We start from the raw sequence: 23,833 nt of genomic DNA on the forward strand, positions 1-23,833 counted from the left end.
GTCACGCCCGCTTGACGGTGATGGGGATGGTGCTGCCGTCCGAGAGGGTGCCGGTGCCTCCGGTGATCGTTCCGTCCTTGTCGGCGGTGAGCTCGATGGCGGTCAGGGATAATCCGTCGTCGCCCTTAGGGCCAGCCGGCCCCATGTCGCCTTGGGGTCCTACGGGGCCGGGCTGCGGTTCCAGGCCTTGCGTTCCTGGCGCGGTGCCGGGGATGAACGGAGTGCCGTCAGGGTTCCACAATGCTACCGGCGCGTCGAGCGGGCCGGCCTTGTGTTTTTTCTTCCCGCCCGCCTGCACGATGAGGTTCTGTACCGGATAGGCCATGTCACGCCGCCTTCTTCAATACGGCGATGCCCTGCGGGTCGAGCACTGTGTAGGAGTAGACCGCCTGCGTACGGTAGGCGATCTGACCGTAGTGCTTGAGGTCCTGTCCGACGCCGTCGGGGTCGCCGTACTCGATGATCTCCGAGGTGATGTTGCGCACCATGCCCCACTTGATCAGGCTGAAATCGCCAAGGAAGGCAAGCACGTTCGTGTCGGTCGTGCAGAGCCGTCCGTTGACCGTGCCGCTTGTGGAGGCGGGGATGCCGTCAAGGCCGCCGACCTGCAGGTTGATGGGGATTTCGGGGTAGAGGCGCATGCCGGTGGCGGGCACCCTCAGCTTGCGCAGGCTTGCGGCCCACGTCTTGGACAGAGCGATGCCGTTGATGTCGTACTCATCGCTCACGGCTTCGGCGAGCGCGTCCAGGCTGGACACGTCGTCATCCTTCGCATTGACCTGTATGGCGGTGTCGCGCAGCTTGCTGTAACCTTCGAGTTCGGTCTTGGACTTGGGGTCGAGCCCGTGGAAGACCACGTAGTCGAGCGCGCGGCCCATCGCTGCGGCCTGGTCGGATTGGATGCTGTCGATGATCTGGAGTTTGGCGTCGTCGTCGGCCCATTTGAGCTCCTCGTTGATGCGGGTGGTGGTCACGACCTTGAACCGTTTGCCCACGATCGGGGTGAGGGTCTGCTCGTAGCTGCCTTTCTTCTGGCCTTCGGCCACGACCTCGGCTTCGGACTGTCCGGAGAACACCATGAACTTGTCGTCCAGGAACAGTTGCGGGGTGCTGGGGCTGAGGGCGGCGATGGTGCTGGTGTCCTTGGCCTTCTTGGTGATTGCGAGGGCTACGTTGCTCGGCAGCGTGACCTTGGTGCTTTCCAATGCCATTGGTATTCCTTTCGTTCGTTGTTATTTGGTGCCGAACATCTGGTTGATGTAGTTGAGCTTTTCGGCCCGTTCCGGGTCGGCACCGTGGTTTGGTGTGCCGTTTTGGTTGTGTACGGCTGCGCCTTTTGGTTTCGGATGGAGGTAACCGTCGAGCCGCTTGGCGAAATCCTGCATCTCTTCAAGGCTTCCGCCCCTGATGAGGTCTGCGGGCACATTGGTTTCCTTGGCGACTTGAGCGCGCCACTGGGCCTGTCGCTTCTCGGCCTCGTAGGCGGTGACCTTGCCTTCGAGCTCCTTGATATGGGCTTCGGCTTTCTGCGCGTCGGTCATCTGGCTGGCCTTGAGCTGTTCCAGCTCGTCCGCGGCGGCCTTGTTGTCCTTGGCGCGCTTCTCCCAGTCACGGGAGTGTTTCATGGCCTCGTTGTACTTGGCCTCCCAATCGGTCGGTTCGCCGCTTTCGACAGGGTCCTTTTCGGATTCGGTTGGGGCGGAGCCGCCAGCGCTGCCGGAGTCGATGGTGCGGATGTGCTTGCAGAGCGGGAAGCCATGCATGGTTGTCTCCTTTGTTGTTGGTTGGGGCCCGTTTCGGGCATAAAAAAACCACCCGTGCGGGTGGTTGGGAAAATCTATCAGTCGGCGCTAGATGGCGGCGGTTTGTCGTTGAGGAAGCAGATGCAGGTACAATTCCTTGTCCTCGTCATCAAGCAGGTTGAAGGCGGAGAAAAGCGTATCGTCGGGAATCTTCCGCGCGTCTTGGGCGGTGATGCTGGAAAAGAACCAGGCAAGGGCCTCGTAGGGCTCTCCCGCGAGGACCGCGCCGTCGCAGGATATCCTGTCTTGCTGATCGAGCAGGGGGAATACATAGGGCTTCATTTCGGCAACCGATTGTGCGATTAGTTGGTCATCCGCCATATCTTCCTCCATTCATGCTCGGTCATCGGATAAGCGGTGTGCAACGCGAATCGTCCGTGCGTGTTTCGCCTCTTCTGCAACCATACTCTAATATGCTGGCCGTCCATAAGTTTGGAGAGATATTCACGGTTGCCGTCTTTCGCGGCGCTGACATAGTCTGGGTTTGCAATGGATTCCATTACCGCCCATTTGACTCGGCTCTCACTCCAATCGTCAGGGAAATGCGTTTTGTGGGGTACCCTAGTGCCAGGTCCATGTCCGTCGAACACGTGATCCCAACCATGTCCTTGTGGGCGGATTACTTCCATGGGCCAGGGGGCGGAAAGCGGCCAGGTGCCATCCTTGACCTGATCCGGATACATTCGGCGCATCTGCCGGAGCGCTTGCCGGTAGTCGGCGGATGAAGCGGCGCTTTTGGCTGTCTGGTACATCTCGGCGAAGCGTTTGGGGTCGTATCCTTTAAGGATCTGACGGCCCCAGCTGGGCACGATGTCGCAGTCGCATTTGTCGTGATACTGCATCTGCCTGCCGGCCGAATCCTCGGAGAGGTAGGCGAAGCCACGGGAGGCGAGCATCACGCAGAACGCGCAGGTCTTCGACCCGCGCGGCACTCTCGCCCAACGCGGCTTGGTCGGGTCGATGCGGACGTTGCGCTGCGTGGTAAGCCGGGCGGAGGCGGCGATCATGTCGGCGACGAACTGCTGTGCGTCGTCCACGGTGGACATCGAGGGCCACAGGTCGTCGATGCTCGCGCCGGCCCGCGAACGGCCCTCCTTGACCTGGGTGTAGTTCAGGCCATTGTAATCGGTGTCGGAAAACCCGCCCTGCACCTGCCACAGGGCACGGTCGGGGTCGATGAGTTCCGCATGGTCGAACCCGGGGAAGTCGACGCCGGCGTACTCCGACCACAATCGGCGTTGCACATCATAGTAGTCGTTCGCGAGCTGTGAGGCGTCGCGAGCGTATTCCCGTACAAATTCCTTGACGTTCATCGGATCGGTGCGAAGCATCTCCTCGATGCTGTCCGTGGCCGAATCGGTCAGGTTCTCGATATCGTCGATGTAGTTTTCATGCGCTCTGTCCAGCAGGCGTTGCAGCTCCTGTTTCCGGTCCGGAGGCAGGCTCAGATCGTTCAGGTCCATTCTGGCCCTCCTTGCCGCCGAATCTTATGCGGGCGATGTTGTCCTTCGTCCGCTTGTCCTGCTGGCTGTCGCGCAGCTGCCGGATCTCATCGTGGGAAAGGCCCAGCCGGGCGAGTCCCACGTCGCTGTCGGCGTACCCATCGACGAGTGGTGCGATCTTGCTGAAGCTGTCGGCGCGCGCGCCGTCGGACACCTCGCGTGTGGGTGCCCACACCGGGTGCACTTTGTGCAGGTCGTCGGGAGGTGTGCGCAGTCCCTCGCGCAGGCACACGGCCATTGACATCGCTTTTTTCAGCTGCCTGCCGAACGCCTTGTTCTGCCGGTCGGCCACGCGTGTCAGCCGTCGTTCGGCGCTGGCCATCGCCTCGGCCGAACTGGGGTTGTCGAGCGTGATGCCGAGATAGTCCACCGGCAGGCGGGTCTCTGCGGCGACGAGCATGGCCACGGTCTTGAGCATGTCGGAATGCGGTTGCATCGATGCCTGCTGCACCTGCTGTATCTCAGGCCTGTTACCGTCCTCGTCGTAGCCGATCGCGTTGATCGCGCTGATAAGGCTCTTCCACGTGTTCTCGGAAAAGGCGTCCTTGTTCGCGCCCAGGAACCAGAGTTTCGGCACGGAGTAGAACTCGGCGCTGGCTTCCATGCGCACGATGGTGCGGAACCCGATGTCGGTCAGGGCCATGAGGCTTCGGCTGATGCGGGAGCGCCCGAAGGGGCGGTCCATCTGCCGGTCGTACGCCAGGGCGACCACGGTCGGCTGTTGGAAGTGCGTCTCGTACCGCTCCGCCCGCCAGGGCAGGACGTCGCCATGGCATTCGTACACCTTGCCGGGCAGCCACACGTTGAAACCGTTGATACGTCCCTGCCTGTCGTCGCTGGTGATGGTCAGCGCGGCGGACAGGCGGTTGTTGGCCCGGTCCCAGATGCCCGACGACCAATCGGCCGAACGCGGGGTGAACAGGATGCGATCGGTGTCCTCGGGGTCGACGGCGATGGTGATGAAGCTGCACGAGTGCTTGTAGGCGCTGACGATCGCCTCGCCGGCGGTCACGTCGAGCTCGTTGTCCTCGAGCATGTCCTCGATGCCGTGATCATCACGCCCGTTCGGGACGCTGAAACCTTGGAAGTCGCTCAGGTCGGACAGCGAGCGCACGGCCAGTTCGGGCCAACCGATCATAGCCTGCGCTCTGTTCTTGATCTGGTCGGGGATGCTGATGCCGAAGTCGCTGAACCGTTCCTTGGCGTCGTAGTAGGCGCTGCGGATGAGGTTGCGCGGATACTTGCTGCGCCATACCCTCAGCAGTTCGCGGACGGTGGCCATGTCCTCGTCGTCGACCCCAAGGATGTCGGGTATGTCGGAGGATTCGACGGCCAGGTAGCGGCTGCCGGTGATTTTCGGCGCGATGTTGGCCCTGGTGCCGTTGGCAAGGTAGAAATCCATGTCAGACCATCACTTTCTGCACTCGTCCGGGACGTCGTTTGGTGATGAAGGTGCCGTAGAGCGCCAGCGTGCAGGCGACCAAAGGGCTGATGTCGATGTCGCTGCCGAGCTTGTTCCAGCCGACCGCGCCCGAGCTGCCGATGTTGCGGGTGGTGGCGTTACTGACAGCGAGGTCGAGGGCGGGTTGTTTACCGTCGTCCAGGTGAGTGAGCTTGCCGTCGCGCAGCATGTCTAGCATGCGTCCGCAGGCGCGTCCCATGTCGGTGGCGGTGGTGGTAATGACCTTGACGTGGCGGGCTTTCAAGTCGGGCAGGAGGGCCATGGCAGGGGATTGGGCATCGATGACGAGGGCGGCAGTGCGACTCCAGCGGTCAGCGATCCAGTCCACAGCCCAGGCGGTGCCTTTCGACTGGGTGGACTCGAAAGCCTTCAATTCGATGTGAGCAGTGCCGTCGCTGTGTTTGACGCAGCCGCCGATGGCCAGGCTTGAGCGGTCTGGTGGCATGTCTATGGCGTAGCCGACCAGTCCGGTGGTGTCCGGTGTGCTGGTGGCGGCCTGCCGCCATTGCGTGGGGTCGATGGCGCTGCTGATGGTCGCGGTGTCCCAGATGCCCAGGCCCTCGCGACGGAAGCTGTCGGGGCTGAGCTGTTTCTGCAGGCGCAGGATGGAGCTGGCCGGCGTGCGCCTGGGGTAGGACGGGTTCGCTTTGGACCATTGGTCGCGGTCATCGGGGTCGGCGTCGGGGTCGGCGCTGAATTCGAGGTAGAGCATGTCGTCGCCGTCGTTGAGCGCTTCCTGCCGGCGCGCGGTGAACGCCTCGGACGGGTCGCCGGGCTTGGGCGGGGTGCCCATCATGATCAGCAGGCCATTGTCGGCGGTGTTCATGGCGGGCACCATGTCACTCATGGCGGTCTCGGTCAGAATCTGCGCCTCGTCGAAGATAACCACGCCCACGCCCTTGAAACCGCGGCCGAAGCCGCGTTCGCGTGCGCCGAATAGTATGCGTGACCCGTTGCTGAAGGCGACCTCCTGCTGGCCGTTGGCGCTGCGGATGCGGGAGATGTGCCGGCGTACCCCTTTGCGCTGGGCCATGGCGCGCATGTCGCCGAACGTCTCGTCTGAGGTGCGTGAGCGATGGGCGGTCCATAGGACCATGAGCCCCGGGTGCAGGATGCACAGCATGAAGACGATGGAGCCGATTAGGAAAGTCTTGCCCACCTGTCGGCACAGGCTCATGACCACGCCGCCGACGCCGGCCGCGTACTTGCCATCTGCTCGCTTAGCCAGAATGAGCATGCCCAATCCGTCCTGCCAACGGTCGAACTCGATGCTTAGCAGCGCCTGAGCCAGGTCCCTGACCCTGGGCCATTCCGAGGAGACGATGCCGGAGGGGATGAGCAGGTGGCGGGCGGACTCAGATAGCTTCGGCGCTGAACGGGACATCTTGCGCCTCGCTTTCCTCGTTGATCAGGGGGAAGGCCGGGCCGTCGTCCTCCTGGTAATCCTCCAGCTCCTTGGAAGCCGAGAGCAGCTGCCTGGAGAGGGCCGGAAGGTCCCTGCTGGAGGTCTTGTCCGATTCGATGGCTTTCTTCAGCCGGCGCACGGTCAGGCGCAGCATGTCCTCGTAAGTGGGCAGCGGGTCAACCATTTCCTCGAAGTCTTCCTGAGACAAGTGCTCAGGGTTTTTACGTCTGCGTGGGGTGGCCTTGGCTTGCTTGGTCGTCCTACTTGATGCTGGTGTTGACCGGGTGCGGTTTCGACTGGCTTGCTTGCGGCAGGCTGGTGAGCAATACTTCTGATCCTTCCGGGAGGGGATGAATGCTTTGGAGCACTGCGGGCATTTGCGGATCTCTGCGGATAGGGACTCGTGCGACGTTTTTCCGCTGCTCACAGTCCTCGCCTCCTCGTAAGTCGGCAGTAGTGGTCCTTCATTGCGACGTTTTGGATTCTGCGACGCTTCTTATCTTCTTGGGTATTGCCCGGGGAGGGAACAGCACTGCACCCGAGGAGGCCTCACCCGACCCCCGGGGGGTCCATCCCCCAGGGTTCACCAGTCGCCGCTGGTCTCCAAAGGCAGGGAGGTGGCTCGAATGTCCTCGGAACGGCCTGTTCGTTGAAGCTGTCTGATACGCTCACGTGCCCAGTCGACGGTGTGGTTGGATCTGATGCGATTGCACCAACGGTGGGCAAGGCAACAGTTGGAGAAGTCGGTGGCCGAGCCGCCACGGCTGACCGGCACCAGCTCATCCACCTCGGGACTGCCGGGCAATCCCGCCGGCAGACTTTTGTCGACCGGACGGCCGCACAGGTGGCAGGTGTCATAGGCCGCCTTGACCCTTGCCGTAACCTGGTCACGTCGCCACCCATTGGTTCTGCGGTTATTGCGCCTGACCATTGTCTGGTGTCTGGCTGATGGCTACCCATGCACCTTGTGGGTAGGCGGCGATGGTTCTGAAGTGCCGGCCCCATACCGTCAGGGTGCCGGTCTTTTTGTCGACCCGGTAGCCCTTGGCTTGCGGCAGTGGGGTGGGTTCTTGGTCTGGTGAGGTGCTGAGGCGGTACATTTTGTTTCCTTTCCTTGTGGTTTACCATGCTATTCTTTAATAACTGTGCTACTATAGTAATTCTCGACAAGGAAAGGAGGTTGGACATGGATGATATCTGGCAGGCAGTCACCGCGCTGGGGACCTTCCTCGGCGGGCTTGCGGCGCTGATATCCGCCATCAAATCCGATGGCAAGCGCTGCAGACGCAGAAAGTGACGGCAAAGGGGTTCCGGTTAGCCTTACGAACCGGAACCCCGGCCTACCAGTCTAATCCATGGAGACCATCATGAGGAAGATAAGCACATACGGATACTCAAGCCCGGCGTTCTCTCTGGCAGCAGCGGCATCGGCCGGGTTCGGGTGGCCCGTCTGGCTTATGGCCGGCTTGGCCGTGGTCGGCGGGTGCCTGGGTCTGATGGCTGGGCGTGACGATGAGTGAACGGTTCTTGTCCCTGACGGAAATAGCCGGACGGCTTGGAATAACGACGGGGGCCCTGGCGAATTACAGGCTCCCCGAACCCGACGTAATCGTGGGACGCACACGTGGATGGAAAGCGGAGACCATCGATGAATGGAACCGCAACCGTCCCGGTCGCGGGGTCGGAGGAGGACGACCGAGAAAGAAGTGAGGTCATCCGGCTCGCGTCAGTGTTGTCGGTGTGGCGTGTGGCGTGGCCGGGTCGGCACGGCGTGAAGGCTCGAACTCCCGTCCATGGTTTGGAGACCGTCGGGCTACCTGTTGTGCAACGCCGCATGATGCCCGCAGTAGAATCACGAAGACTGCAGGCAAGGATTATTCGGATTGACAGGTCTATATATGGTTTCGCGAGACTGTCTCTGTTCAGGCAGAAACTCAATCTCAGTTCAAGGTCGGGTGCTGGGGTTAGGGAAAGGCAGCAATAAGAAGGTATCAGCATCTTTTGCCATCTTGTACATCTTTAGCGCAGTTCGCCTTGCACGTCTTTGGTGAAAGTTTGAATGGCCTTTTCCAAATTAATGGTTATCTGAGGGTTCAAGTCCATTTCTTCTTCATCACCTCCTACGAACAAGCGAGGCAATTTCGTATTAGAGGGATCCAAAGTGTAATCAAGCATGAAGTTGGATGCCTTAACTAAACTGTTTGCGCCTTTTTCGAGAGGCGGATAATTCGCTATAAGTGCGAATTTGATACCTCTAATTTCGTCCAGTACTTTCTGCTGAGAATCACGATAACGATCCATTTTGGAACCGTCATCAGGTGTGAAGTATTCCAGCGCACTGGAACCATCGGATGATAGACTTAAATCAAGTCTCCAAGACAGCTCTGCAAGTCGTTCGCTTAGCCGTTCAAGAATTAAACAGTTGCTCAATAACTTGTCGGCAAGAGAGTTTAGTTTTTCGTTTGATTGGTCTTTTTTATTGCGATGAATCTCAAACCATTTTGGCAGAAACGGTGCAAAAATACCCGATATCAATCCAAAGAAAGCACCAATAAGAGTTGTAATAGCGCTCGAGCTAATCGTCATATTCTGATTCTACAATGGCGAAGACCCCTGAAAGTGCTCTTTCATGGGCCTTCGTCAAGCATTATCTTCAGTTTTGTGAAAATCACCCTGGCTTCGCCACAAATGACCAACACTACTAGTATTGGCGGTGACAGCACTCTTGTCAATTTTCGGTGACAGTCCGTCTGGTCAAGGCCTGCCATACGTCCCATAGCAGATACACGGGCTTGCCATTCTGCACGCCCACCTGGCGGATGATACCCCGCTTGCGCCACTGGCTGACCGTGTTTCTCTTGATGTCTACCCCACAGCCTTTCAATAGGTCGCACAATCCTGCTGCGGTTCCTTGGGTCCCACATGAGGCCAGGCGCAGTATCCTGATCTGCTGCACCTCCTTGACTTTCAGGGTCCTGCCGCAGGAGGGGCACACGGTCCATCCGCCCGCGATGTCCTCTTCGCCGCACCACAGCTCGGCCCCGCACCGGTCGCAATAGCCGATCAGCGTGCGGTCCTCGGGCGGCGTGAACTGGCGGTCCATACGTGTCACAAGCACGGCGGCCACGCGCTTGATGATGGTGGCGTCGGGGCGGGCCCGCAGTTGGTCCTGACGCTCGATGGCCGCGGCCAGTAGCCCCTCCGCCGGCACATGCCGCTGGCGCACCCCCACCGCACGCCCCAGGCTCCTGGCGTAGCGCTCGATGTCCTCCATGAGGTTCCACGCGCCCAAGTTCAGCGGGACCGGGGCCACGGTGCGCTGCCCTCCCCGAGACTGCCTGGCCATCACGGACGCCTTGCGCGCGGCGATCTGCCGCAGGTCAGGCAACCGCTCGCGTAGCAGGCGCAGGTCACGGCCGAACCGCTCCCCGTCGGGGTCCTGGCTGACGGTCTGGCTCATGCATGCTCCTTTTGTGTCGTCTTCACCTCGTCGATGACGGCCTGCACTTCAGCCACCGGATGCCCGATCAGCTTGGCCGTCTGCCGGGCCGTGTGGCCCTTCTCGTATGGGTTGCTGGTGTCTCGTCCGGTCAGCGCGTCCAGGTGTCCCTTGTCGTAGCCTTGCTGCCATGCTTGGGCTTGCAGGCGGGACGTGCGCCCTCCCGCGCTGGCGGCATCCACGTCCTGGGGCGTGTGGTCCAGGAGCCACCGTCCAAGCCTGCGGGCGACGCTGATGGGCATGGTCGTGTAGTCGCCGTCGAAGTCGCGCTCAAAGCCCAGTCGCAGCTCATCCCCGTCAATGGCGGCCAGCAGGTCGGGCTGGCTCGCGAGTGGGGACCAGGCCTCATGACTGACGCGAGCGTAATCGGACCGGCCATCTCGCCCACTGGACCAAATAGCGCCAGTCCCGCGCTCGATACCGTACGTCGCGCTCATGCTTGCCTCCTCGCTTCACTCATGGTTGTTTCCCTCCGTGTCATTCGGTGTTTGCGCAGGCGTCCAGCCACCTTCGTCATCCAGCAGCACCCACCCGCGCCCACTAATGTGCAAGGGTTGGTCGCGCGGGTATTGCCAGGAGTGGACCAGCAGCCCCCTTTCATACGCTTGGGCGGGGTTGGCGTGCACCCACCCGTGGCATCCCGTCGTACCCGACCCGCACAAGAGAATCAGGTTGGACGCCAGGTGCAGACCGGCCCACGCATGCGAGCGCGGTCGGCGGTGGTGGCGTGACCCTGGGACGCTTTCCAGGCTTGCGCCGCAGCGCGCGCACCGCCACCCGTCCCTGCGGTCCACCATTCGCTTGACCTGGTCGCTGGGTTGGCTCATACTGGTTCTCCTGCCTGGTTGATGATTGGTCGGTTGGCGAGTCTGGTGTGTAGGCTCAGGTCCAGGTATTCGGCGTTGATGTCGATGCCGACGTAGGGATGTCCCAAGGCTTGCGCCGCCTGGCCGGTGGTGCCCGATCCGCTGAATGGGTCCAGTACTGTTCCCCCCTGCTTGCATCCCGCTTTGATGCATCGCATGGGTAGTTCCAGGGGGAAGGTGGCGTAGTGCGCGCCGTGGAAGGGTGTGTTGGGTATGTCCCACACGTCCCCGGGGTTGCTGACGCCGGTGCATGAGGATTCCGTCCGCTGTTGGCGGTGTTGTCGGTACTCTTGCCCCGGGCGGTCAGCCTCCTTGGTGGTGCGTCCCCATGTCAAAGCGCTCCCGCTTTGTTTGGTGGCCGGCGCCTTGATGGCGTTGAGGTCGAAATAGTACTTGTCTGATTTGCTTAGTAGGAATAAGCTCTCATGTTTAACGGTCAGACGGTCCTTGGTGCTGGATGGCATGGCATTGCGCTTGTGCCAGATGATTTCGTTGCGCAGAATCCAGCCGTCATCCATCAGGGCATACGCCACGCGCCATGGGATTCCTAGCAGACTTTTGGGACGAGCCTCGTGGCATGTTTTGGTAAGAGTGCCGACTCTGCATCCACGGTCCGTGGCCTGCTTGCCGCTAGCGGGTGAAGGTCTGCCGCCGCCCGCACGCTCCTTGCCCGAACCGGAATAACAATCCGCAAGATTAAGCCACACGGTTCCATCAGCGGCCAGCACACGCGATAACTCATGAAATACGGATTGCACACGCTCCACATACTGTGCGACCGTGGGCTCCAGTCCCAGCTGGCCGGCGACACCATAATCACGCAGACCGAAATACGGTGGCGACGTGACTACGCAATCCACGCAACCATCCGGCATATCCGACAACACCGCGACAGCATCACCCAGGTACAGGCACAAAGAATCGTCCGCAAAATACGCCGGCCGTCCACAACACACCCCACTCATGGCCGCTCCCGCCAAATCGTGATTACGTGATCCCCGTCCTCGAACCGCGCCAGGCAATAACGCCGGGGAGCTGACAGCCACCAAGTGCCAGCGAGCGCGGCGAGCATGAGCGCAGCCAATGTCAAGGCCTCGGCCATGCGGCCCCACGCGCCTTCCTGGAAATACCTGCCGGCGGTGAACATGTCGCACAAAGCGAACAACAGGTCCCACACCGTCCAGAACCAACGGCTGCAACCACCTACCCGTCTCATCGCCTGCCTCCATCCCACGGATCAGCTGGCATCGCAGGATTGAAAGCAGCCAGCATCATCCGGTACTCGGCCAGATCCCGATCCAGGCAATGCTTGGTGCGGTGGTCCGTCTTGGGCGAGCGTGAGCTGATGTCGTCGAGGAGAGCGGGGTTGATGGTTCGCAGGGCGAGGCGCAGGCTGGTGATGTCGAGCCATTGATGGCTGAGGAGCCCGGGGATCAGCTGATGCTGGGTGGTGAGGAAGTCCAGGTCGAAGTGGACGCTGCTGCCGGCCGGATGCAGTACGAAATCCTTGCTGTACGTGCCAAGGAATCCATAGATGCTTCCCATGGTTCCGGCGCGGCTCATGCCCTCGGTCCTGACGGCATCGAGCAGGCCATTGCGGGAGTGGTGCTCCAAGGCCCACGGGTCAATGGTGCTGGCTTTGCCTCCCTCCGGGTCCACGATCCAATGGTCGGAGTCGAGGGTCTCGCTGGATCCCCGAAGATCCGTGATTCGCATCTCGACCTCCAGAATGGGATTGGTCAGAGGGTCCAGGCCTCCGGTCTCGATATCGATCCACAGCAGCCGGTCGGGGCGTGCGCTTTGCTCATGTTCGCTCATGCAATCTCCTCCAATTCGTCGGTGGGCATGTTCAGGGCGTGCAAGGCCTGGGCGGCGGTCTTCCCTTGGTTGAGCAGGTCGGCCAATGCGCTTGCCGCGCGGATCCAGGGCGAGCTGCCGAAGCCGCCCTGGTTTTTGCGGCTCAGGTGGTAGGGCTCCAGGAGGGCCTGCACGTGCTCACAGCCTGGAGCGTGCCGGTGGGGTGCCCGAACGTGCCGCTCCGGCATGGGCGTGGGCTTGTCGTCCACGGCGCTCGGATGGCGGGACTGCTCCTGGGCGACCCACAGCCGGTAGCGCTTGTGCCAGTCCTTGAGCCGTCCGCCCTTCGCCTCGGCCCACAGACGGAAGTCCCTGGCGGTACGATCCGCATCCACACCACACTGTCGAGCAAACAGGCGGTCGGCTGAATCCGGAGACCAGTCAGCAGGGAATGGCACGCGCTTGGATTTAGGTTTCGATTTCGCCGGTGCTGCCCCCTTGGGGGCTACAGGGGTGTTTAATAATGGTTCTTCTAATGGGTTGGGTGAAGGCTGGTTCACCCCGTGGCGACGTGATTCTTCACCCCGTGGAATTTGACGGGATGAACCAGCCTTCACCCCGTCGGTTTCACGGGCTGCACGCTCGTTCACCCCGTCCTGGCCGAGCTCCTCATCGATGGCCCGCTCACGCTCCACGCTCATGCCGGACTCGCCCGCCGGCGTCATGCATAGATCCCACACCGTGGTGCGCCGGTCCGCGCGGATATGCGACAGAATGCGCTGGTCCCCGGCGCGGATGACCCCAGCCTCCTTCAACCGGGACAGATGCTGGCGCACGCACCTGGGCGAGACGCGCGCGATCCTGCTTACCGTCTCCACACTGGGATAAGCGCCAGAACCGTCGGGCCGGGCGAAATCGGCCAGGATCACCAAGATCAGCCTGCCTGTGCTGTCCGCACCCACTGGAGCGTCACGCAACGCCCAACTCATGGCCTGCACACTCATGACCACTCCTTTCCAAGCCCGCGAGCGCGGGTGGTTGTATCTCTTATTGGCCGTGTCTGTTGCTGATCCAGCTGATGGCCGCGGCCGCGATAATCAGCAGGATGGTCGCTATCGTCTGTCTCATGTCTGCGGCGTGTATGGGTTCGGCGGCAGGATGGATCGTTGGCCGGCCTGGCGGCCTTCCTCCCATGCCTGCTCTCGGACCTGCCGTAGCCAGGTGTCGAAGGCGTGCCAGGCGCTCATGCTGCGTGGGGCGTCGAACTGGTCATGGACAGCCGTGCGTATCGCATGACGGGTTAGTGGCCTGGCGAGCGCGTCAGAACTCGGGCTGGTCATCGTCACCCCCGAACTCCTGGCCAGGCTGGGCGGTATGGCCTTGGAAGCCGGACGCGCCCTGAGTACGGGTGACCTGGGCCGTGGCCCGGACCAGGCTGGGTCCTATATCGTCCACGGTCAGCTCGGTCACCGTGCGGGTGGAGCCGTCCTTGGCCTGGTAGTCGCGTTGGGAGAGCCTGCCGACCGCGAGCGCGGCGGAGCCTTTACGCAGGCTCTGTGAGATGTGCTCGGCCAGGTCGCCCCAGGCGGTGCAGCGTTGGAAGAGCGTTGGCCCGTCCTCCCACTCTTTGGATTGCCGGTTGAAGGTCCTGGGCGTGGAGGCGATCGTGAAGTTCGCCACCCGCTTGCCTGACCCTGTGCTTCGCAGTTCCGGGTCGGCGGTCAGGTTGCCTCGTATCGTCAGTGTCGTCTCGTTACTCATTTCCTGGGTCCTCCTCGTGGTCTTGCCGTATCAGGTCCAGTCGCCGCCACATCTCCGGGTCGCTGTGGTATAAGGCGCGACGGAATGAGGGGTAGCGGCAGAAATAGATGTACAGACGGTCAAATTTGCTCACGCCAGCTCCTTCGCAGCGCCGTGGACAAGCCTGTGCCTCCTCGGGACCGGCGGCGGGCGCGAGCCACGTAAGCGGCCTTGGCCCTCGCCTCGCGAGCCATGCACCTTGACTCGACGGCTATGCGGGCTGAGCGTTCGTTCACCCATTCCCGACCAATAGCGGTGATGGTCTCCGCCACCTCATCAAGGAAAGCGTCGACCTGATCCATGTCGTACCCCTCGCATAGGCGATGGGTGGTGAACTCCTTGTCATGCACGTCCTTCGGCGTCAACATCACGCGCCTCCTTCGCCTCATCCAGGCCTACGGCGGTAAGCCGATACCTGGAACACCGTCCACCGGCCTCGCTGCGACCTTCCTGGTCCGCCGCTTCCGCACTTGTCACCGGATCACCGGATTGGGGGAGCGCCATCACGTCATCGATCGTCAACGGTTCCACGCGCATGCTTCCCACCTCCCCAAGCCGTACCTAGCGGCCACCAGGCCGAACGCGGCCGCGGCCAGATGCGTCAGCGACAGCACGCCCCGGCAAGCGGCCGCAACAACCCAGGCCGAACCCCAGACGGACATGACCACGCCGACCGCACCCAGCAGCAGGCACACCACGCCACGAACGTTCATCGTTGACCCCCCTTCGGCACGTCACCCATGTACTGGCGGATCGACTGCACGCTCACCAGCTTCGTGCGTTTGCCGCGCTCCTTACGGGCCCGCAGCCGACCGGCCTTGATCAGGTCCCTGGTGAAACCGTCATCCTGCATCCCCAGCATCCTGGTGGCCGTCCTGACCGGCACCGCGATCTGGTAGGTGTCCTTGGACAGCTCGACCGCCACCTCGCGGAAAGCGGCCACCAGGTCGGCCAGACCTATCTGCACCACCACGGTGTCGCCGTTCCCCGGCAAGACGTTATCGCTTGTCTCACTGCGCTCTGTTGCTTGCGTTGGTATACTGTGATCAGACATGTAGGTGCTCCAACCTTTCTTGTCTACAAGCCGCTGCTTCACCAGCGGCTTCTTCCTTTTCTGAGTGATGCCGGGGCGGGGGATAGGGAAGCCCGCCGCCCCGGCCGGTCCCCTAAGATGGATTGCAAAGCCGCATGTAGGGTGCGGCTCCCACCGAAGGGGAAGAACTATATGGGGACCTTTGCGAATTGGCTGCTGGACAACTGGGCAGTGATTTGCGGGTGGCTGCTAACAATTGCGCTTACCGTGGCGGGATGGGCCATAACGGCCGCCAGGACACGGCGACAGAACGAGCGCGAGGCCGCCGCGTCCCGGGAACGGCTGGATGCGTCAAACGCTCGAATCAAGGTTCTGGAAGGGCAACTCGAGGCGCAGCAACAATCCGCGCTGGCTCTTAGCGAGCAAGTGGACCAGCTCAAAGAAGCGAATCGGCTTTTCGAAGCGGCCAACCCGGCGGATGCCGACCCCTGGAGTTCCGCGGTCAACGTTCGCGGAATGCAGTACCGTGTCACCAACGAGGGGGCGAGGGATGTAGTGGTCGATACGGTTGGGCCAGACGATGACCGACTCCCATTCAGGTGCGAGCGCGATGTGCCTTTTGAGTGCGGCGCTGGCGATGGATTCGACTGCTTCGTCCCCGGCACGAACTCAGGGACGGCATCCATTACAATCGGCTGGCATTTCGTCGGAAGCGCGGACATAAGGGCCACCCGCCGTCCAGTGTGAAACGTGGAGGTATTCATAGCAGGCCTCCCATGAAACGCCGAGCATCGTCCGCGCCGACGAATCTGAATTTCTCGTACTTGATCAGGCATTTGTCGCCCCCGCAGAACTCAATGGTTATGGGGTCGTCAGTCAATCCGGAAGTCGACGAGACCGGCGTCTCATGTAATAGGTCGGTGATTTCTGCGGCGTTTTCCTTGTCGGGGATTACCTTCACGTAAGTCATCGCTCCTCCTCTCCTGCGAGCGGCAATGCTGCCCTCAGATGTCTAAATGAGACAATGAAGGCACCTACGCAAAGAAGGGAGGTGAAGGTATGCAGCGAGATCCCATTGATTCGGCGAAGGATGCCAGGGAAGCAGCGCAGGCGGGGAACACTCAGCTGGCGTTGGCTGCTCTGGCCGATGCCGTGCAGGGCATAGCCGAGTACCAGCGGTACATACGCAGTGATCAGATGAAGATCAAGAAGGCGCTGAACATTCCCTGATTCATGTTTCCTGTCGTCCGTCGCAGCGAGCTTCATCTCCCGGTGGACGACGTTCTGCACAGCGCCCAGCAGGCCGGGATTGCGCCTCTCGAACTCCTCTGCCGACATGGGGGCATCCCCAGCTCGGCTGTTTCCCGGCTCATCCCATATGGAATCCCGTATACCTTCGAACGGAACGGATGATGTTCCTGTGAACGGACCTGCCGTCGCACCCACATGATTCTGCGTCATTTCTCCTCCTCTCCTGCGAGCGCACAGGAATTGGCTTTATTTGTGTGGTGGTCGGCGTTGTATAGGATCGTTTGTGGTTGGATCGAGGGTGAGGGTTTTGCTTTATGGGTGTGGTATGGGATTGGGTTGTCGGTAACGCGGTCACTGTCGGCGGCTGGGTTGTGACCCTGACGGTGGCGATTATCGGTTGGGTGATTAGTGGTGTGCGCATTCGCCGACAGGATGATGCGAGCATAAAAGCCAAGCAGGGTGAGCTCGATGTCACCGTGAAGTAAGCGCTTGGACATGGTTCATCTCCTTCCATTTGACGATTCCCTCGTAAGCGGAGAAAAGCGCGATGCTGATTCCCGCTAATCCAATCGACAAGCAAGACGTGATTACCAAAGCTCTCGGTAGCTTCATTTCTCCTCTTCTCCCGCGAGCGCCGAGGATTGAGAGGAGTGCTCGTCGCAATAGCTAAGTGCCGCGCTTGGTTCGACTCCGACTTCCCTGGACAGCTGTATGAATTTACTGAGCATCATGTCGCCAGCTTCAAATCGGGCATTTAGGGTGGGTCTGGATATATGAAGTGCCGAAGCTAGTTCAGTTTTGGGCTGCTCGTTCATCAGGGCCTTTTTCCGCAAACCGTCAATGGCTTGGGCAGCCAGTTTGTAAGAGCTTTCTTTCATGTCTGTAACTGTAAGAGCTTTCTATCATTATGTCAAACCTGCATGCTGGTTTGTTAAAAAGCTTTTACGTGCGTAATCTGTTGGATATGGCAAAGTATGCGAGTGTGTGGACGACTACAGATGTCGGAGTGATGAATCTTATCTCGAAGAAGAGGGATGAGTCTCCATTCCAGATATCGGATAGAGCGCTTGCTCGTGCCATAGATGTGAGTGCCCCAAGGATTGGCGATCTTTTTGGCCACCGACACGGATCGCCGTCGTTGCGCGAGTTCATAGCCTTGTGCCAAGTTTTTAATCTCAGCCCCGCGAGCACCCTGGAAAAGGCGATGCGGCTGAGTGAACGTGCGGATGAACTTGAAGAACGAAAAGCCAGGCTGGATCGAGTGGCAGCGCACCCTGAGGATTACGATATTGCCGCGAACTACGATCCGAACAAGGAGCTGGAAAGGGAGACCCCACGAGATTGAGCAAGATTGTAGGGGAGGGAAATGATGCGGCCAAGCTATGACGACCTGCTGCTCGAAGCGATGACGCTGGGGGCGACGGTGGAGGAGCGCACTTTGCAACATGGCCTGTGCGGCTTCTACTGGGACCGCGAGCGCACCATAGTCATAGATGACGGCATGGCGGACTGGCAGAAACGCTGCGTCCTGTGCCATGAGCTCTCTCACGCCCGGTACCACGACGCCGGCTGTGGCACGAACTGCAGCAAAGCCGAGCGACGTGCACGCAAGGAGACGGCCCTGCGCCTGATAAGCCCATTGGAATATGCAAGCGCCGAAGCTGCATATGACGGCGACGCTTTCCTGATAGCATCGGACTTGGGCGTAACCGTCCAGGTCCTTAATGATTACAGGATGTGGCTCGACAACAACGTCAGGGCCTGACAGAAGGGAAGAACGAATGACGGCTGGAATACGTGCCCGCGGCATTGTGGCTGTGGTTGGAGCGTTGACGATGATTTTGGGCCTATCTGGCTGCGGTGCTCAGAAGACGGTGCCGGACGTGACGGGGAAGAATTTCACCGAGGCCACCTCCGCCCTCGCTAAGGAAGGGTTCGCCTACGAAGCTCAGGATGGAAGCGGGCAGCCCGCGGTTGATGGAACCGTCACCGAACAGGATCCCAAGGGCGGCACGAAGACTGACGCCACGAAAGTAAAACTCACGGTGAGGAGTTCCGCTGACGCGGCGCAGGAGCGGGCCGCGCAGAAGCGGAAAGAGAAGGCTGAGAAAAAGGCGCAGCAGCAAAACTCGCCAGCACCTGCCGAGAAGTCCACTTCTGGCGGGCTCACCCAGACATATGCGCAGTCAGCCTGCGATCAACGCGGCCAACAGGAATTCCCCTACGGATACAAACCTCACTACATGACCGCTGGCGCGGAACCGATGTGGTCGCCCGATAGCGTCATGCTCCAGTACAAAGCGACCGTTAAGAACGGGTACAACGCCAAGCGGGATGTGACAGTAACTTGTAACGTACGCGGTTCCAATGATCACCCGGAAGTATTCGGTTGGTTGGCTCAGTAGAGGATTTACTCTCAGTCGTGGCTCCCGTGGAGTGCGCGAGCGTGGAGCTTGCCTATGAGGGCGATGCGTTCCTCATGGCTTCGGACCTTGGCGTAACCGTCTAGGTCCTGAGTGATTGCAAGATGTGGCTCGACAACAACGTCAGGGCCTGATTGCAGGAGGCGAAGAACGTGAGTGCTATTCGGTTTTGCTGCTGTATGGTGTCAGATCGATGGGGTCGTGTGGCCGAGGCATCTCTAGTCTGAGTTCCAGCGTATCGTTCTTTTTCCGGATGTGTGCGAGGGCTACGGATTGCCCGTTTGGTATCTGCAGGTAGTGGCGTGCCATTTGATAGGCGGTGATGTATCCGATTTCCTCGCCGTCGAGGCTGACGTAGATGGTGGGGTATCCTTTGTATTTTCCTTTGGGGATGTAGCCTTTGCGAACGGTGAGCCATATCCATGCGCCGTCACCGTATTTGCTGAGCAGGGGCATATGGTCTTTTTCGCCGCAGACGCTGATGCTGCCGGCTGCTTCGAGTTCCTGGCCGGAGGGTTTGATATTTCTGGGTGTGGTGTTTTCGCTGGCAAGATAGCTGGCTCGCAGGAATGATGTAGTTTTTTCGCGGCTACGCCGTCTGGCCCGATCGTTTTGTTCCTTCATGATGGGGCGTGGACTGGAAGCGCTTTCCATTAGAGTGTAGCAGTGGAAGGTCTGCTTGGCGTCTGCGAGCGCTCGATGCTCTTCCTCTTCGTGGATGCCCAGCAGATCGAGGAGTGTTTCAAGGGTGAGGTTGGCTGCGTTCGGGAACACATGCTTGCCGATGGTCATGGTGTCCACTATCCGAGGAGCTTCCAGTGGTTTGATTCCGAGTGATTCGGCGGTGGAGTTGATCAGGTTGATGTCGAAGCTGATGTTGTGCCCCATGATTGGTAGATGGCGTATCGCATCGAGTAGTGGGGGAAGCACCTGGGAGGCCACTGGGGCTTGCGCAAGCATCTCGTTGGTTATTCCGGTGAGGCTGACGATGGCAGCACTCACCATGGTTTGTGGGCGTATCAGTTGGGAATAGGTTGCTGTCACCTTACCGTTTTGGACCAACATGACTCCGATGTCGATGATTTCCTTTCCCTTGTGCAAGCCGGTGGTCTCCGTGTCGATGACCGCGTAGTCGGCGTTCTTGGCCGCATGCGAAAACCCTGTGGCTGGATAAACGAGGTTGGGGGAGAAGGTGGGTTCCTTGTGCGCAAGGGTGGGGGTTGCCGGTTGAGATGGCTCTGGATGCGCTGGTGGGTGTGGGGGGATTCCCTGTTGTTGCTGATTCGGCTCTTGCCTGCTTGACGCGATCCGGCTAGGAGTCTGCCCTTGTGCTTTACCCGCCTGGGTATGCTTTCCGCGGCTCCTGCGCTTTCGGCTGCGTCGAAAACGGAGGAGAAGATACATTAGCAGAATCAGGATAGCCGCGATAATCAGCGAGAGGATGCTGCCAGACAGATTCTCCGGGTGTTGCGAAAGCCGCGAAATCCCCCAGATGCCCACATAGCCGAACAGTGCGACCCCGAGCCCCAGTATGATCAACAGCAGCGTGATGAACATCCTCACTCCTTCGTCGCTCCATGAGCCACTTCACTATGGTTCGTCCCTAAAAGAGATATTATCGGAAGCTGCTCTTATACCTGAGTGTCGGATAAGACATGGTGGGTATGCGACGTCGCATAAAGTCCCCCGTCCGCATTGCGACGCGGACGGGGGAAGGGTCTGTTTGAACTATTCTGGTCCGGCGGCCTGGGGCGAAAGATGATCGCGATGCGCGGCTTCATGAAGGCCGGGGTGCAGTAAATTGCGACAAAGACGTTATTTGCTCTGCCCGTATTTTTTGATGGATTCCAGCGCGTCCGCTTGGGTGAATTTAGCCCGTTCCTGTTCGGCGGACCGGGAGTCCATCAGTAGTGTGAACCTTACCCAGAAGATGCAGCGTGCGGTTTCGGAAAGAATCAGGGCAACGGAAGCCACCGCCAGAGCCTGACCGAGCGGCTTGTCGACAAGGATCGAGAGAAGCGGAAGCAGGGCTGCCAGCAATGAGAAGACAATCATCCCAAGCCAATTGTGGGAGAAGTTCTCCCTATAGTTCTTACGCGCAACCTTCATGAGCTCGCTGTCGGATCCGTACGCGAGCATTATTGTGAATGTAATGGAGGACATGAGGATGCCGGCTAAAGCCGATATGCCTGCGTAGAAAGCCGTCAGATCCTTTTTTGCTGGAGGGAAAAGGAAGTACACGAGCGTAAATGATGCAAGCATGGGTATGGTATCAAGTGCCGGCGTGCGTTGAACCCACGCTTTCACCTTGAACCATGGGCCTCGTGCCATTCTGGTCATTCTACGCTTTACCTTTCTATCAACTTGTATACCTCATCCTCATTCTTGGAGCAGACATCCACGAGGGTATCGACAAGCTGGGAAAACTGTCGTGGCTCGTCACATTCTGGTATATCGGCCTTCATGATCAACGGGTGGCGGAGGAGGTTGTAATCGATTGCGACCTCATCGATTGTCGTGCCTTTCACGAAAAGCGTCTGGCGCTGTTCTGAAACAACCGGAGCGATTTCGGTTACAACTTCCTTGAGCTTTCGTCTGGCATCTTTACTTGAAGTAGGTGGTATTTTAATCGTTACATCAATGCTGACGTCGGTTTGAAGATCATTCGCTAAAGGTTGCGTCATGCTCAGCAATTGGCCGCCGTTACGCTCCAAGTTGAATAGATTTCGTTGCGTAACAAACTTGGCATGGACCTGGTGCACGCCTCCCATTTTCTCCTTGAATTCACGTAAGCCGTCGGCTGTGTAGACAGGCACGACTCTCCACTCGAAGTTCTCCCCATTTTGGTTCAATGTCGCGTTCAGGAACTCCTCGACTAGCTTTTCTTTGGGTCTGCCAGCGCCAGTAATGTACCCGATTGCATCGTGTTTAGGGTAGAATACTATGGCTGACATCTGAGCGAGATCTGTCTTTCCTGCCTGTATGTCATCGTCTGCTAAGTCAAGCATCTGATCGTTTTGATTGTCTATTTTTTGCACGAACTGAGTGCTGAGTCTCTCTCCTATGGTGAGAATCGGGTATTTCTTGCCTTCGAGAGCCAACATTAAGATTCGTTTCGAGGCGAACCAGTGTTTTTCTCCTGGTAATTCCTGATAGGCGGACAACAACTCGTGCCAATCGAGTGCTGGGACGCTGGGGATGCCATTGGTGATTATGTTTCCGAATCGTCTTTGGAGTTGGAAGAAATAGACTTTGCGCTCTATCGGATTCTTCTTCGCCATGCCCAGTCCCTTCTCGTAACGGTCAAGAACTATTCTGACACGGCAGGAAGCGGAAGACGGCACCTAATTGGACATCTAATTGGACAAGAAATCTGCTGTACTCTGGAAGGTCCTCTAACCATTGATTTTTGAAGGATATAATTCAATTCCCCGCAGCTCCACCAATATCGAAGCGCCATCCCGTGAGGGGTGGCGCTTTTTCGTTGTTGGGAGGGGTTGGGGCTGGGGTGGTGGGGTTGGCCTTGCATGGCTTCATTTCGGGGGCCTCAAGCCCAGGCGTAAGTGGTAAATGTCTCATAGTGTAGACTATGCAAAGGCGGGGGAATCGCATTAGAGGGGATAAAAAAGGGGAACGAACCATGGATGCAACAACAGCCGAAACGATGCCCGAGGCTAGCCGCAAGCACCGCAGGCTTTGGATCATCATCGCGGCCGTCGCTGTCGTGGCGCTCATCATCGCGGGCGCATTCGCCTACCGGCACGTGACCCACTCACGCGCCCTGGCCGACTGCGAGAACGCCCGCAGCCAATACCAGGCCGCTGTCAAGCGACTGGACAAGACGAGGTCCGCGGCCAGCCAGCAGGTCAAAGCCACCCCGGCCGGGGACGTGTCCGACGCCAAGATCATCCAAGCCGTCACCAACGCCACAGGGGACGAAGCCGGCAAGGGCAAGGCCAAGCCGGCCAAGGACAGCAAACCGGCCATCCCCTCCTGCCCCGCCGACGCCAACGCCGGAACCCTGAACGGCAACGCGGCAACCACCCGCCAGGCCACCGGCAAGGCGGGCAAGGACGACAAGGCCATCGCCACCGCTGCGGCGGCCATGAACGCTGATGTGAGGAAGACCGTCAAGGCCCATTTGGACAAAGCCATCGGCGACGGCGACCAGCTCCTGGGCTCCACCGACGGGCAAGTCGCCGACAACGCCACCAGGGACGCATTGAAGACCGCCCTGAACCAAGCCAAGGCCGTGCAAGCCAACGCCAAAGCCAGCGTGGACGACCAACGCAAGGCCATCCAAGCCATCAATGACCAAACCAAAGCCGTCAACGACTCCAAAACAGCCAAAGACCAAGCCGACCAAGCAACAGCCGACGCGGCGAACGCCGCGCAAGCGCAATCCGCGCCATCACCCGGACAGGGCTACTCCGGCGGCGGCTACACCGGACCGCAACACTGGAATGGCGGCGGCGCATACCGACCCAGCAACGGCGGCGGGTACCGGCCCAGCGGCGGCAGTTCACGCCCCAACCGGGCGCCAGCACCGGCAGCACCGGCGCCAGCTCCGGTGACACCACCGGCATCAGGTGGCGGCGACAGTTTCTGGAATGATCTTAACAATGGAGCCACCGGCCCTGCAATTGATAGCAATGGTAACTGCTTCGCTCGTTGCTTCTGATTGATTCATATCGTTCACACGGACGGCCAATAATCACAATCGCCCGCTGGAATCATGTGATTCCAGCGGGCGACCGCGTGACTGATAGTCGAGTCCGCATGAACGGAGGACCACCATGAATGGATCACCAATGTCTGGACAACTGGTTGGATGTCGGTGCGGTGACTAACGAAGCGACCGTTACCGTGGACTCGTGGACCTTTAGCGTATTATTACGGGGCTTGGTTGTCAACAACAGCAGGTCGTCTCGTAATCGGACTTCGCCGCTTATAACGGTGTGTATATGAAACAACCTCTGTTACGGGCTGAGGT

At 59.7% G+C, this 23,833-nt stretch carries 36 protein-coding genes and 1 pseudogene; 8 read left to right on the plus strand and 29 right to left on the minus strand.

What is annotated here, in order from left to right; translation table 11 throughout:
* Nucleotide 1: 1 nt before the first annotated feature.
* From AB656_RS01085 to AB656_RS01130, 10 genes are all read right to left on the minus strand, one after another.
* On the minus strand, nt 2–325 hold the full coding sequence (locus tag AB656_RS01085; protein WP_033504607.1) for a hypothetical protein: 324 nt from the start codon (nt 323–325) through the stop codon (nt 2–4).
* Between the two features lies 1 nt (nt 326).
* Nucleotides 327–1,211 (minus strand): phage major capsid protein, encoded by an 885-nt coding sequence (locus AB656_RS01090; RefSeq protein ID WP_033504606.1) that lies wholly within the window; start codon nt 1,209–1,211, stop codon nt 327–329.
* A gap of 21 nt (nt 1,212–1,232) precedes the next feature.
* Nucleotides 1,233–1,763 (minus strand): PspA/IM30 family protein, encoded by a 531-nt coding sequence (locus AB656_RS01095; protein ID WP_033504604.1) that lies wholly within the window; start codon nt 1,761–1,763, stop codon nt 1,233–1,235.
* 87 nt (nt 1,764–1,850) lie between these two features.
* Nucleotides 1,851–2,123 (minus strand): hypothetical protein, encoded by a 273-nt coding sequence (locus tag AB656_RS01100; protein ID WP_033504603.1) that lies wholly within the window; start codon nt 2,121–2,123, stop codon nt 1,851–1,853.
* On the minus strand, nt 2,105–3,265 hold the full coding sequence (locus tag AB656_RS01105; protein WP_033504602.1) for a VG15 protein: 1,161 nt from the start codon (nt 3,263–3,265) through the stop codon (nt 2,105–2,107). The genes AB656_RS01100 and AB656_RS01105 overlap by 19 nt, the downstream gene beginning before the upstream one ends.
* Nucleotides 3,192–4,706 carry a phage portal protein gene (locus AB656_RS01110; RefSeq protein WP_051905219.1) on the minus strand — a complete coding sequence of 505 codons (1,515 nt, stop codon included), beginning with the start codon at nt 4,704–4,706 and terminating at the stop codon, nt 3,192–3,194. Before AB656_RS01110 ends, AB656_RS01105 begins: the two co-directional genes overlap by 74 nt.
* 1 nt (nt 4,707) lies before the next feature.
* Nucleotides 4,708–6,150 carry a terminase gene (locus AB656_RS01115; protein WP_033504600.1) on the minus strand — a complete coding sequence of 481 codons (1,443 nt, stop codon included), beginning with the start codon at nt 6,148–6,150 and terminating at the stop codon, nt 4,708–4,710.
* Nucleotides 6,122–6,598: a recombination protein NinG gene (locus AB656_RS07910; protein WP_152593114.1), complete on the minus strand. Its 477-nt coding sequence runs from the start codon at nt 6,596–6,598 to the stop codon at nt 6,122–6,124. Before AB656_RS07910 ends, AB656_RS01115 begins: the two co-directional genes overlap by 29 nt.
* A 156-nt stretch (nt 6,599–6,754) precedes the next feature.
* A complete protein-coding gene (locus tag AB656_RS01125) occupies nt 6,755–7,102 on the minus strand; it encodes an HNH endonuclease (RefSeq protein WP_051905220.1) in 348 nt (115 codons plus the stop codon).
* Entirely contained in the window at nt 7,086–7,271 is a 186-nt protein-coding gene (locus AB656_RS01130) for a hypothetical protein (protein WP_033504598.1), read from the minus strand. The genes AB656_RS01125 and AB656_RS01130 overlap by 17 nt, the downstream gene beginning before the upstream one ends.
* A gap of 267 nt (nt 7,272–7,538) precedes the next feature.
* Between AB656_RS01130 and AB656_RS07915 the strand changes: the two genes are divergently transcribed.
* Nucleotides 7,539–7,691 carry a hypothetical protein gene (locus tag AB656_RS07915; protein ID WP_158336151.1) on the plus strand — a complete coding sequence of 51 codons (153 nt, stop codon included), beginning with the start codon at nt 7,539–7,541 and terminating at the stop codon, nt 7,689–7,691.
* Entirely contained in the window at nt 7,684–7,881 is a 198-nt protein-coding gene (locus tag AB656_RS08055; RefSeq protein ID WP_033504596.1) for a helix-turn-helix transcriptional regulator, read from the plus strand. Before AB656_RS07915 ends, AB656_RS08055 begins: the two co-directional genes overlap by 8 nt.
* 309 nt (nt 7,882–8,190) lie before the next feature.
* Here the strand turns inward: AB656_RS08055 and AB656_RS07775 are convergent, their stop codons facing one another.
* The 14 genes and pseudogenes from AB656_RS07775 to AB656_RS01185 form a co-directional block, all read right to left on the minus strand.
* Nucleotides 8,191–8,757 carry a hypothetical protein gene (locus AB656_RS07775; RefSeq protein ID WP_144418895.1) on the minus strand — a complete coding sequence of 189 codons (567 nt, stop codon included), beginning with the start codon at nt 8,755–8,757 and terminating at the stop codon, nt 8,191–8,193.
* 142 nt (nt 8,758–8,899) lie between these two features.
* Nucleotides 8,900–9,631, minus strand: coding sequence for a hypothetical protein (locus tag AB656_RS01135; protein WP_033504595.1), 732 nt, complete (start codon nt 9,629–9,631; stop codon nt 8,900–8,902).
* Nucleotides 9,628–10,107, minus strand: a complete 480-nt coding sequence (locus AB656_RS01140) for a hypothetical protein (protein WP_033504594.1) — start codon at nt 10,105–10,107, stop codon at nt 9,628–9,630. Before AB656_RS01140 ends, AB656_RS01135 begins: the two co-directional genes overlap by 4 nt.
* 15 nt (nt 10,108–10,122) lie before the next feature.
* A complete protein-coding gene (locus AB656_RS01145) occupies nt 10,123–10,497 on the minus strand; it encodes an HNH endonuclease (protein WP_051905221.1) in 375 nt (124 codons plus the stop codon).
* Complete coding sequence (locus AB656_RS01150) at nt 10,494–11,501, minus strand: DNA-methyltransferase (RefSeq protein WP_033504649.1); 1,008 nt, start codon at nt 11,499–11,501, stop codon at nt 10,494–10,496. The genes AB656_RS01145 and AB656_RS01150 overlap by 4 nt, the downstream gene beginning before the upstream one ends.
* Entirely contained in the window at nt 11,498–11,752 is a 255-nt protein-coding gene (locus AB656_RS01155; protein WP_033504593.1) for a hypothetical protein, read from the minus strand. The genes AB656_RS01150 and AB656_RS01155 overlap by 4 nt, the downstream gene beginning before the upstream one ends.
* Complete coding sequence (locus AB656_RS01160; RefSeq protein WP_033504592.1) at nt 11,749–12,354, minus strand: 3'-5' exonuclease family protein; 606 nt, start codon at nt 12,352–12,354, stop codon at nt 11,749–11,751. Before AB656_RS01160 ends, AB656_RS01155 begins: the two co-directional genes overlap by 4 nt.
* Nucleotides 12,351–13,337 (minus strand): helix-turn-helix domain-containing protein, encoded by a 987-nt coding sequence (locus tag AB656_RS01165; RefSeq protein WP_051905222.1) that lies wholly within the window; start codon nt 13,335–13,337, stop codon nt 12,351–12,353. Before AB656_RS01165 ends, AB656_RS01160 begins: the two co-directional genes overlap by 4 nt.
* A 120-nt stretch (nt 13,338–13,457) precedes the next feature.
* Complete coding sequence (locus AB656_RS07780; protein WP_144418896.1) at nt 13,458–13,673, minus strand: hypothetical protein; 216 nt, start codon at nt 13,671–13,673, stop codon at nt 13,458–13,460.
* Nucleotides 13,666–14,094, minus strand: a pseudogene (gene ssb / locus AB656_RS01170) (single-stranded DNA-binding protein); the annotation flags it as partial. The pseudogene ssb and the gene AB656_RS07780, both read right to left, overlap by 8 nt.
* Nucleotides 14,087–14,227: a hypothetical protein gene (locus AB656_RS07920; RefSeq protein ID WP_156097182.1), complete on the minus strand. Its 141-nt coding sequence runs from the start codon at nt 14,225–14,227 to the stop codon at nt 14,087–14,089. The pseudogene ssb and the gene AB656_RS07920, both read right to left, overlap by 8 nt.
* Nucleotides 14,214–14,501, minus strand: a complete 288-nt coding sequence (locus AB656_RS01175) for a DivIVA domain-containing protein (protein ID WP_033504590.1) — start codon at nt 14,499–14,501, stop codon at nt 14,214–14,216. The genes AB656_RS07920 and AB656_RS01175 overlap by 14 nt, the downstream gene beginning before the upstream one ends.
* A gap of 150 nt (nt 14,502–14,651) precedes the next feature.
* Nucleotides 14,652–14,846, minus strand: coding sequence for a hypothetical protein (locus tag AB656_RS01180; RefSeq protein WP_033504589.1), 195 nt, complete (start codon nt 14,844–14,846; stop codon nt 14,652–14,654).
* Nucleotides 14,843–15,187, minus strand: a complete 345-nt coding sequence (locus AB656_RS01185) for a hypothetical protein (protein ID WP_144418898.1) — start codon at nt 15,185–15,187, stop codon at nt 14,843–14,845. The genes AB656_RS01180 and AB656_RS01185 overlap by 4 nt, the downstream gene beginning before the upstream one ends.
* 171 nt (nt 15,188–15,358) lie before the next feature.
* Here AB656_RS01185 and AB656_RS01190 point away from each other — a divergent pair, with 171 nt between their 5' ends.
* Nucleotides 15,359–15,913: a bZIP transcription factor gene (locus tag AB656_RS01190; RefSeq protein WP_033504587.1), complete on the plus strand. Its 555-nt coding sequence runs from the start codon at nt 15,359–15,361 to the stop codon at nt 15,911–15,913.
* A gap of 13 nt (nt 15,914–15,926) precedes the next feature.
* Here AB656_RS01190 and AB656_RS01195 read toward each other — a convergent pair whose 3' ends face one another.
* Complete coding sequence (locus tag AB656_RS01195; protein WP_033504586.1) at nt 15,927–16,136, minus strand: hypothetical protein; 210 nt, start codon at nt 16,134–16,136, stop codon at nt 15,927–15,929.
* An 89-nt stretch (nt 16,137–16,225) separates the two neighbouring features.
* Here AB656_RS01195 and AB656_RS07925 point away from each other — a divergent pair, with 89 nt between their 5' ends.
* Entirely contained in the window at nt 16,226–16,396 is a 171-nt protein-coding gene (locus AB656_RS07925) for a hypothetical protein (protein ID WP_156097183.1), read from the plus strand.
* 227 nt (nt 16,397–16,623) lie between these two features.
* Here the strand turns inward: AB656_RS07925 and AB656_RS07785 are convergent, their stop codons facing one another.
* Nucleotides 16,624–16,914 (minus strand): hypothetical protein, encoded by a 291-nt coding sequence (locus tag AB656_RS07785; protein WP_144418899.1) that lies wholly within the window; start codon nt 16,912–16,914, stop codon nt 16,624–16,626.
* Nucleotides 16,915–17,324: 410 nt separating this feature from the next.
* Between AB656_RS07785 and AB656_RS01205 the strand changes: the two genes are divergently transcribed.
* The 3 genes from AB656_RS01205 to AB656_RS01215 all read left to right on the plus strand — a co-directional run bounded on the left by AB656_RS01205 (nt 17,325) and on the right by AB656_RS01215 (nt 18,822).
* Nucleotides 17,325–17,762 carry a helix-turn-helix domain-containing protein gene (locus AB656_RS01205; RefSeq protein WP_144418901.1) on the plus strand — a complete coding sequence of 146 codons (438 nt, stop codon included), beginning with the start codon at nt 17,325–17,327 and terminating at the stop codon, nt 17,760–17,762.
* Nucleotides 17,763–17,783: 21 nt separating this feature from the next.
* Nucleotides 17,784–18,182 carry an ImmA/IrrE family metallo-endopeptidase gene (locus AB656_RS01210; protein WP_033504582.1) on the plus strand — a complete coding sequence of 133 codons (399 nt, stop codon included), beginning with the start codon at nt 17,784–17,786 and terminating at the stop codon, nt 18,180–18,182.
* A 70-nt stretch (nt 18,183–18,252) separates the two neighbouring features.
* Nucleotides 18,253–18,822 (plus strand): PASTA domain-containing protein, encoded by a 570-nt coding sequence (locus AB656_RS01215; RefSeq protein ID WP_158336152.1) that lies wholly within the window; start codon nt 18,253–18,255, stop codon nt 18,820–18,822.
* A 177-nt stretch (nt 18,823–18,999) separates the two neighbouring features.
* Here AB656_RS01215 and AB656_RS01220 read toward each other — a convergent pair whose 3' ends face one another.
* The 3 genes from AB656_RS01220 to AB656_RS01230 all read right to left on the minus strand — a co-directional run bounded on the left by AB656_RS01220 (nt 19,000) and on the right by AB656_RS01230 (nt 22,121).
* The gene (locus tag AB656_RS01220) at nt 19,000–20,397 is read right to left on the minus strand and encodes a 3'-5' exonuclease (protein ID WP_051905224.1); all 1,398 of its coding nucleotides are present in this window, start codon (nt 20,395–20,397) and stop codon (nt 19,000–19,002) included.
* A gap of 258 nt (nt 20,398–20,655) precedes the next feature.
* On the minus strand, nt 20,656–21,180 hold the full coding sequence (locus AB656_RS01225; protein WP_052201410.1) for a hypothetical protein: 525 nt from the start codon (nt 21,178–21,180) through the stop codon (nt 20,656–20,658).
* A gap of 8 nt (nt 21,181–21,188) precedes the next feature.
* Nucleotides 21,189–22,121, minus strand: a complete 933-nt coding sequence (locus tag AB656_RS01230; RefSeq protein ID WP_033504991.1) for a hypothetical protein — start codon at nt 22,119–22,121, stop codon at nt 21,189–21,191.
* Nucleotides 22,122–22,480: 359 nt separating this feature from the next.
* Between AB656_RS01230 and AB656_RS01235 the strand changes: the two genes are divergently transcribed.
* A complete protein-coding gene (locus tag AB656_RS01235; RefSeq protein WP_144418902.1) occupies nt 22,481–23,521 on the plus strand; it encodes a hypothetical protein in 1,041 nt (346 codons plus the stop codon).
* Nucleotides 23,522–23,833: the final 312 nt, after the last annotated feature.

The sequence above is a fragment of the Bifidobacterium actinocoloniiforme DSM 22766 genome (genome assembly GCF_001263395.1).
Classification (GTDB): Bacteria; Actinomycetota; Actinomycetes; order Actinomycetales; family Bifidobacteriaceae; genus Bombiscardovia; species Bombiscardovia actinocoloniiformis.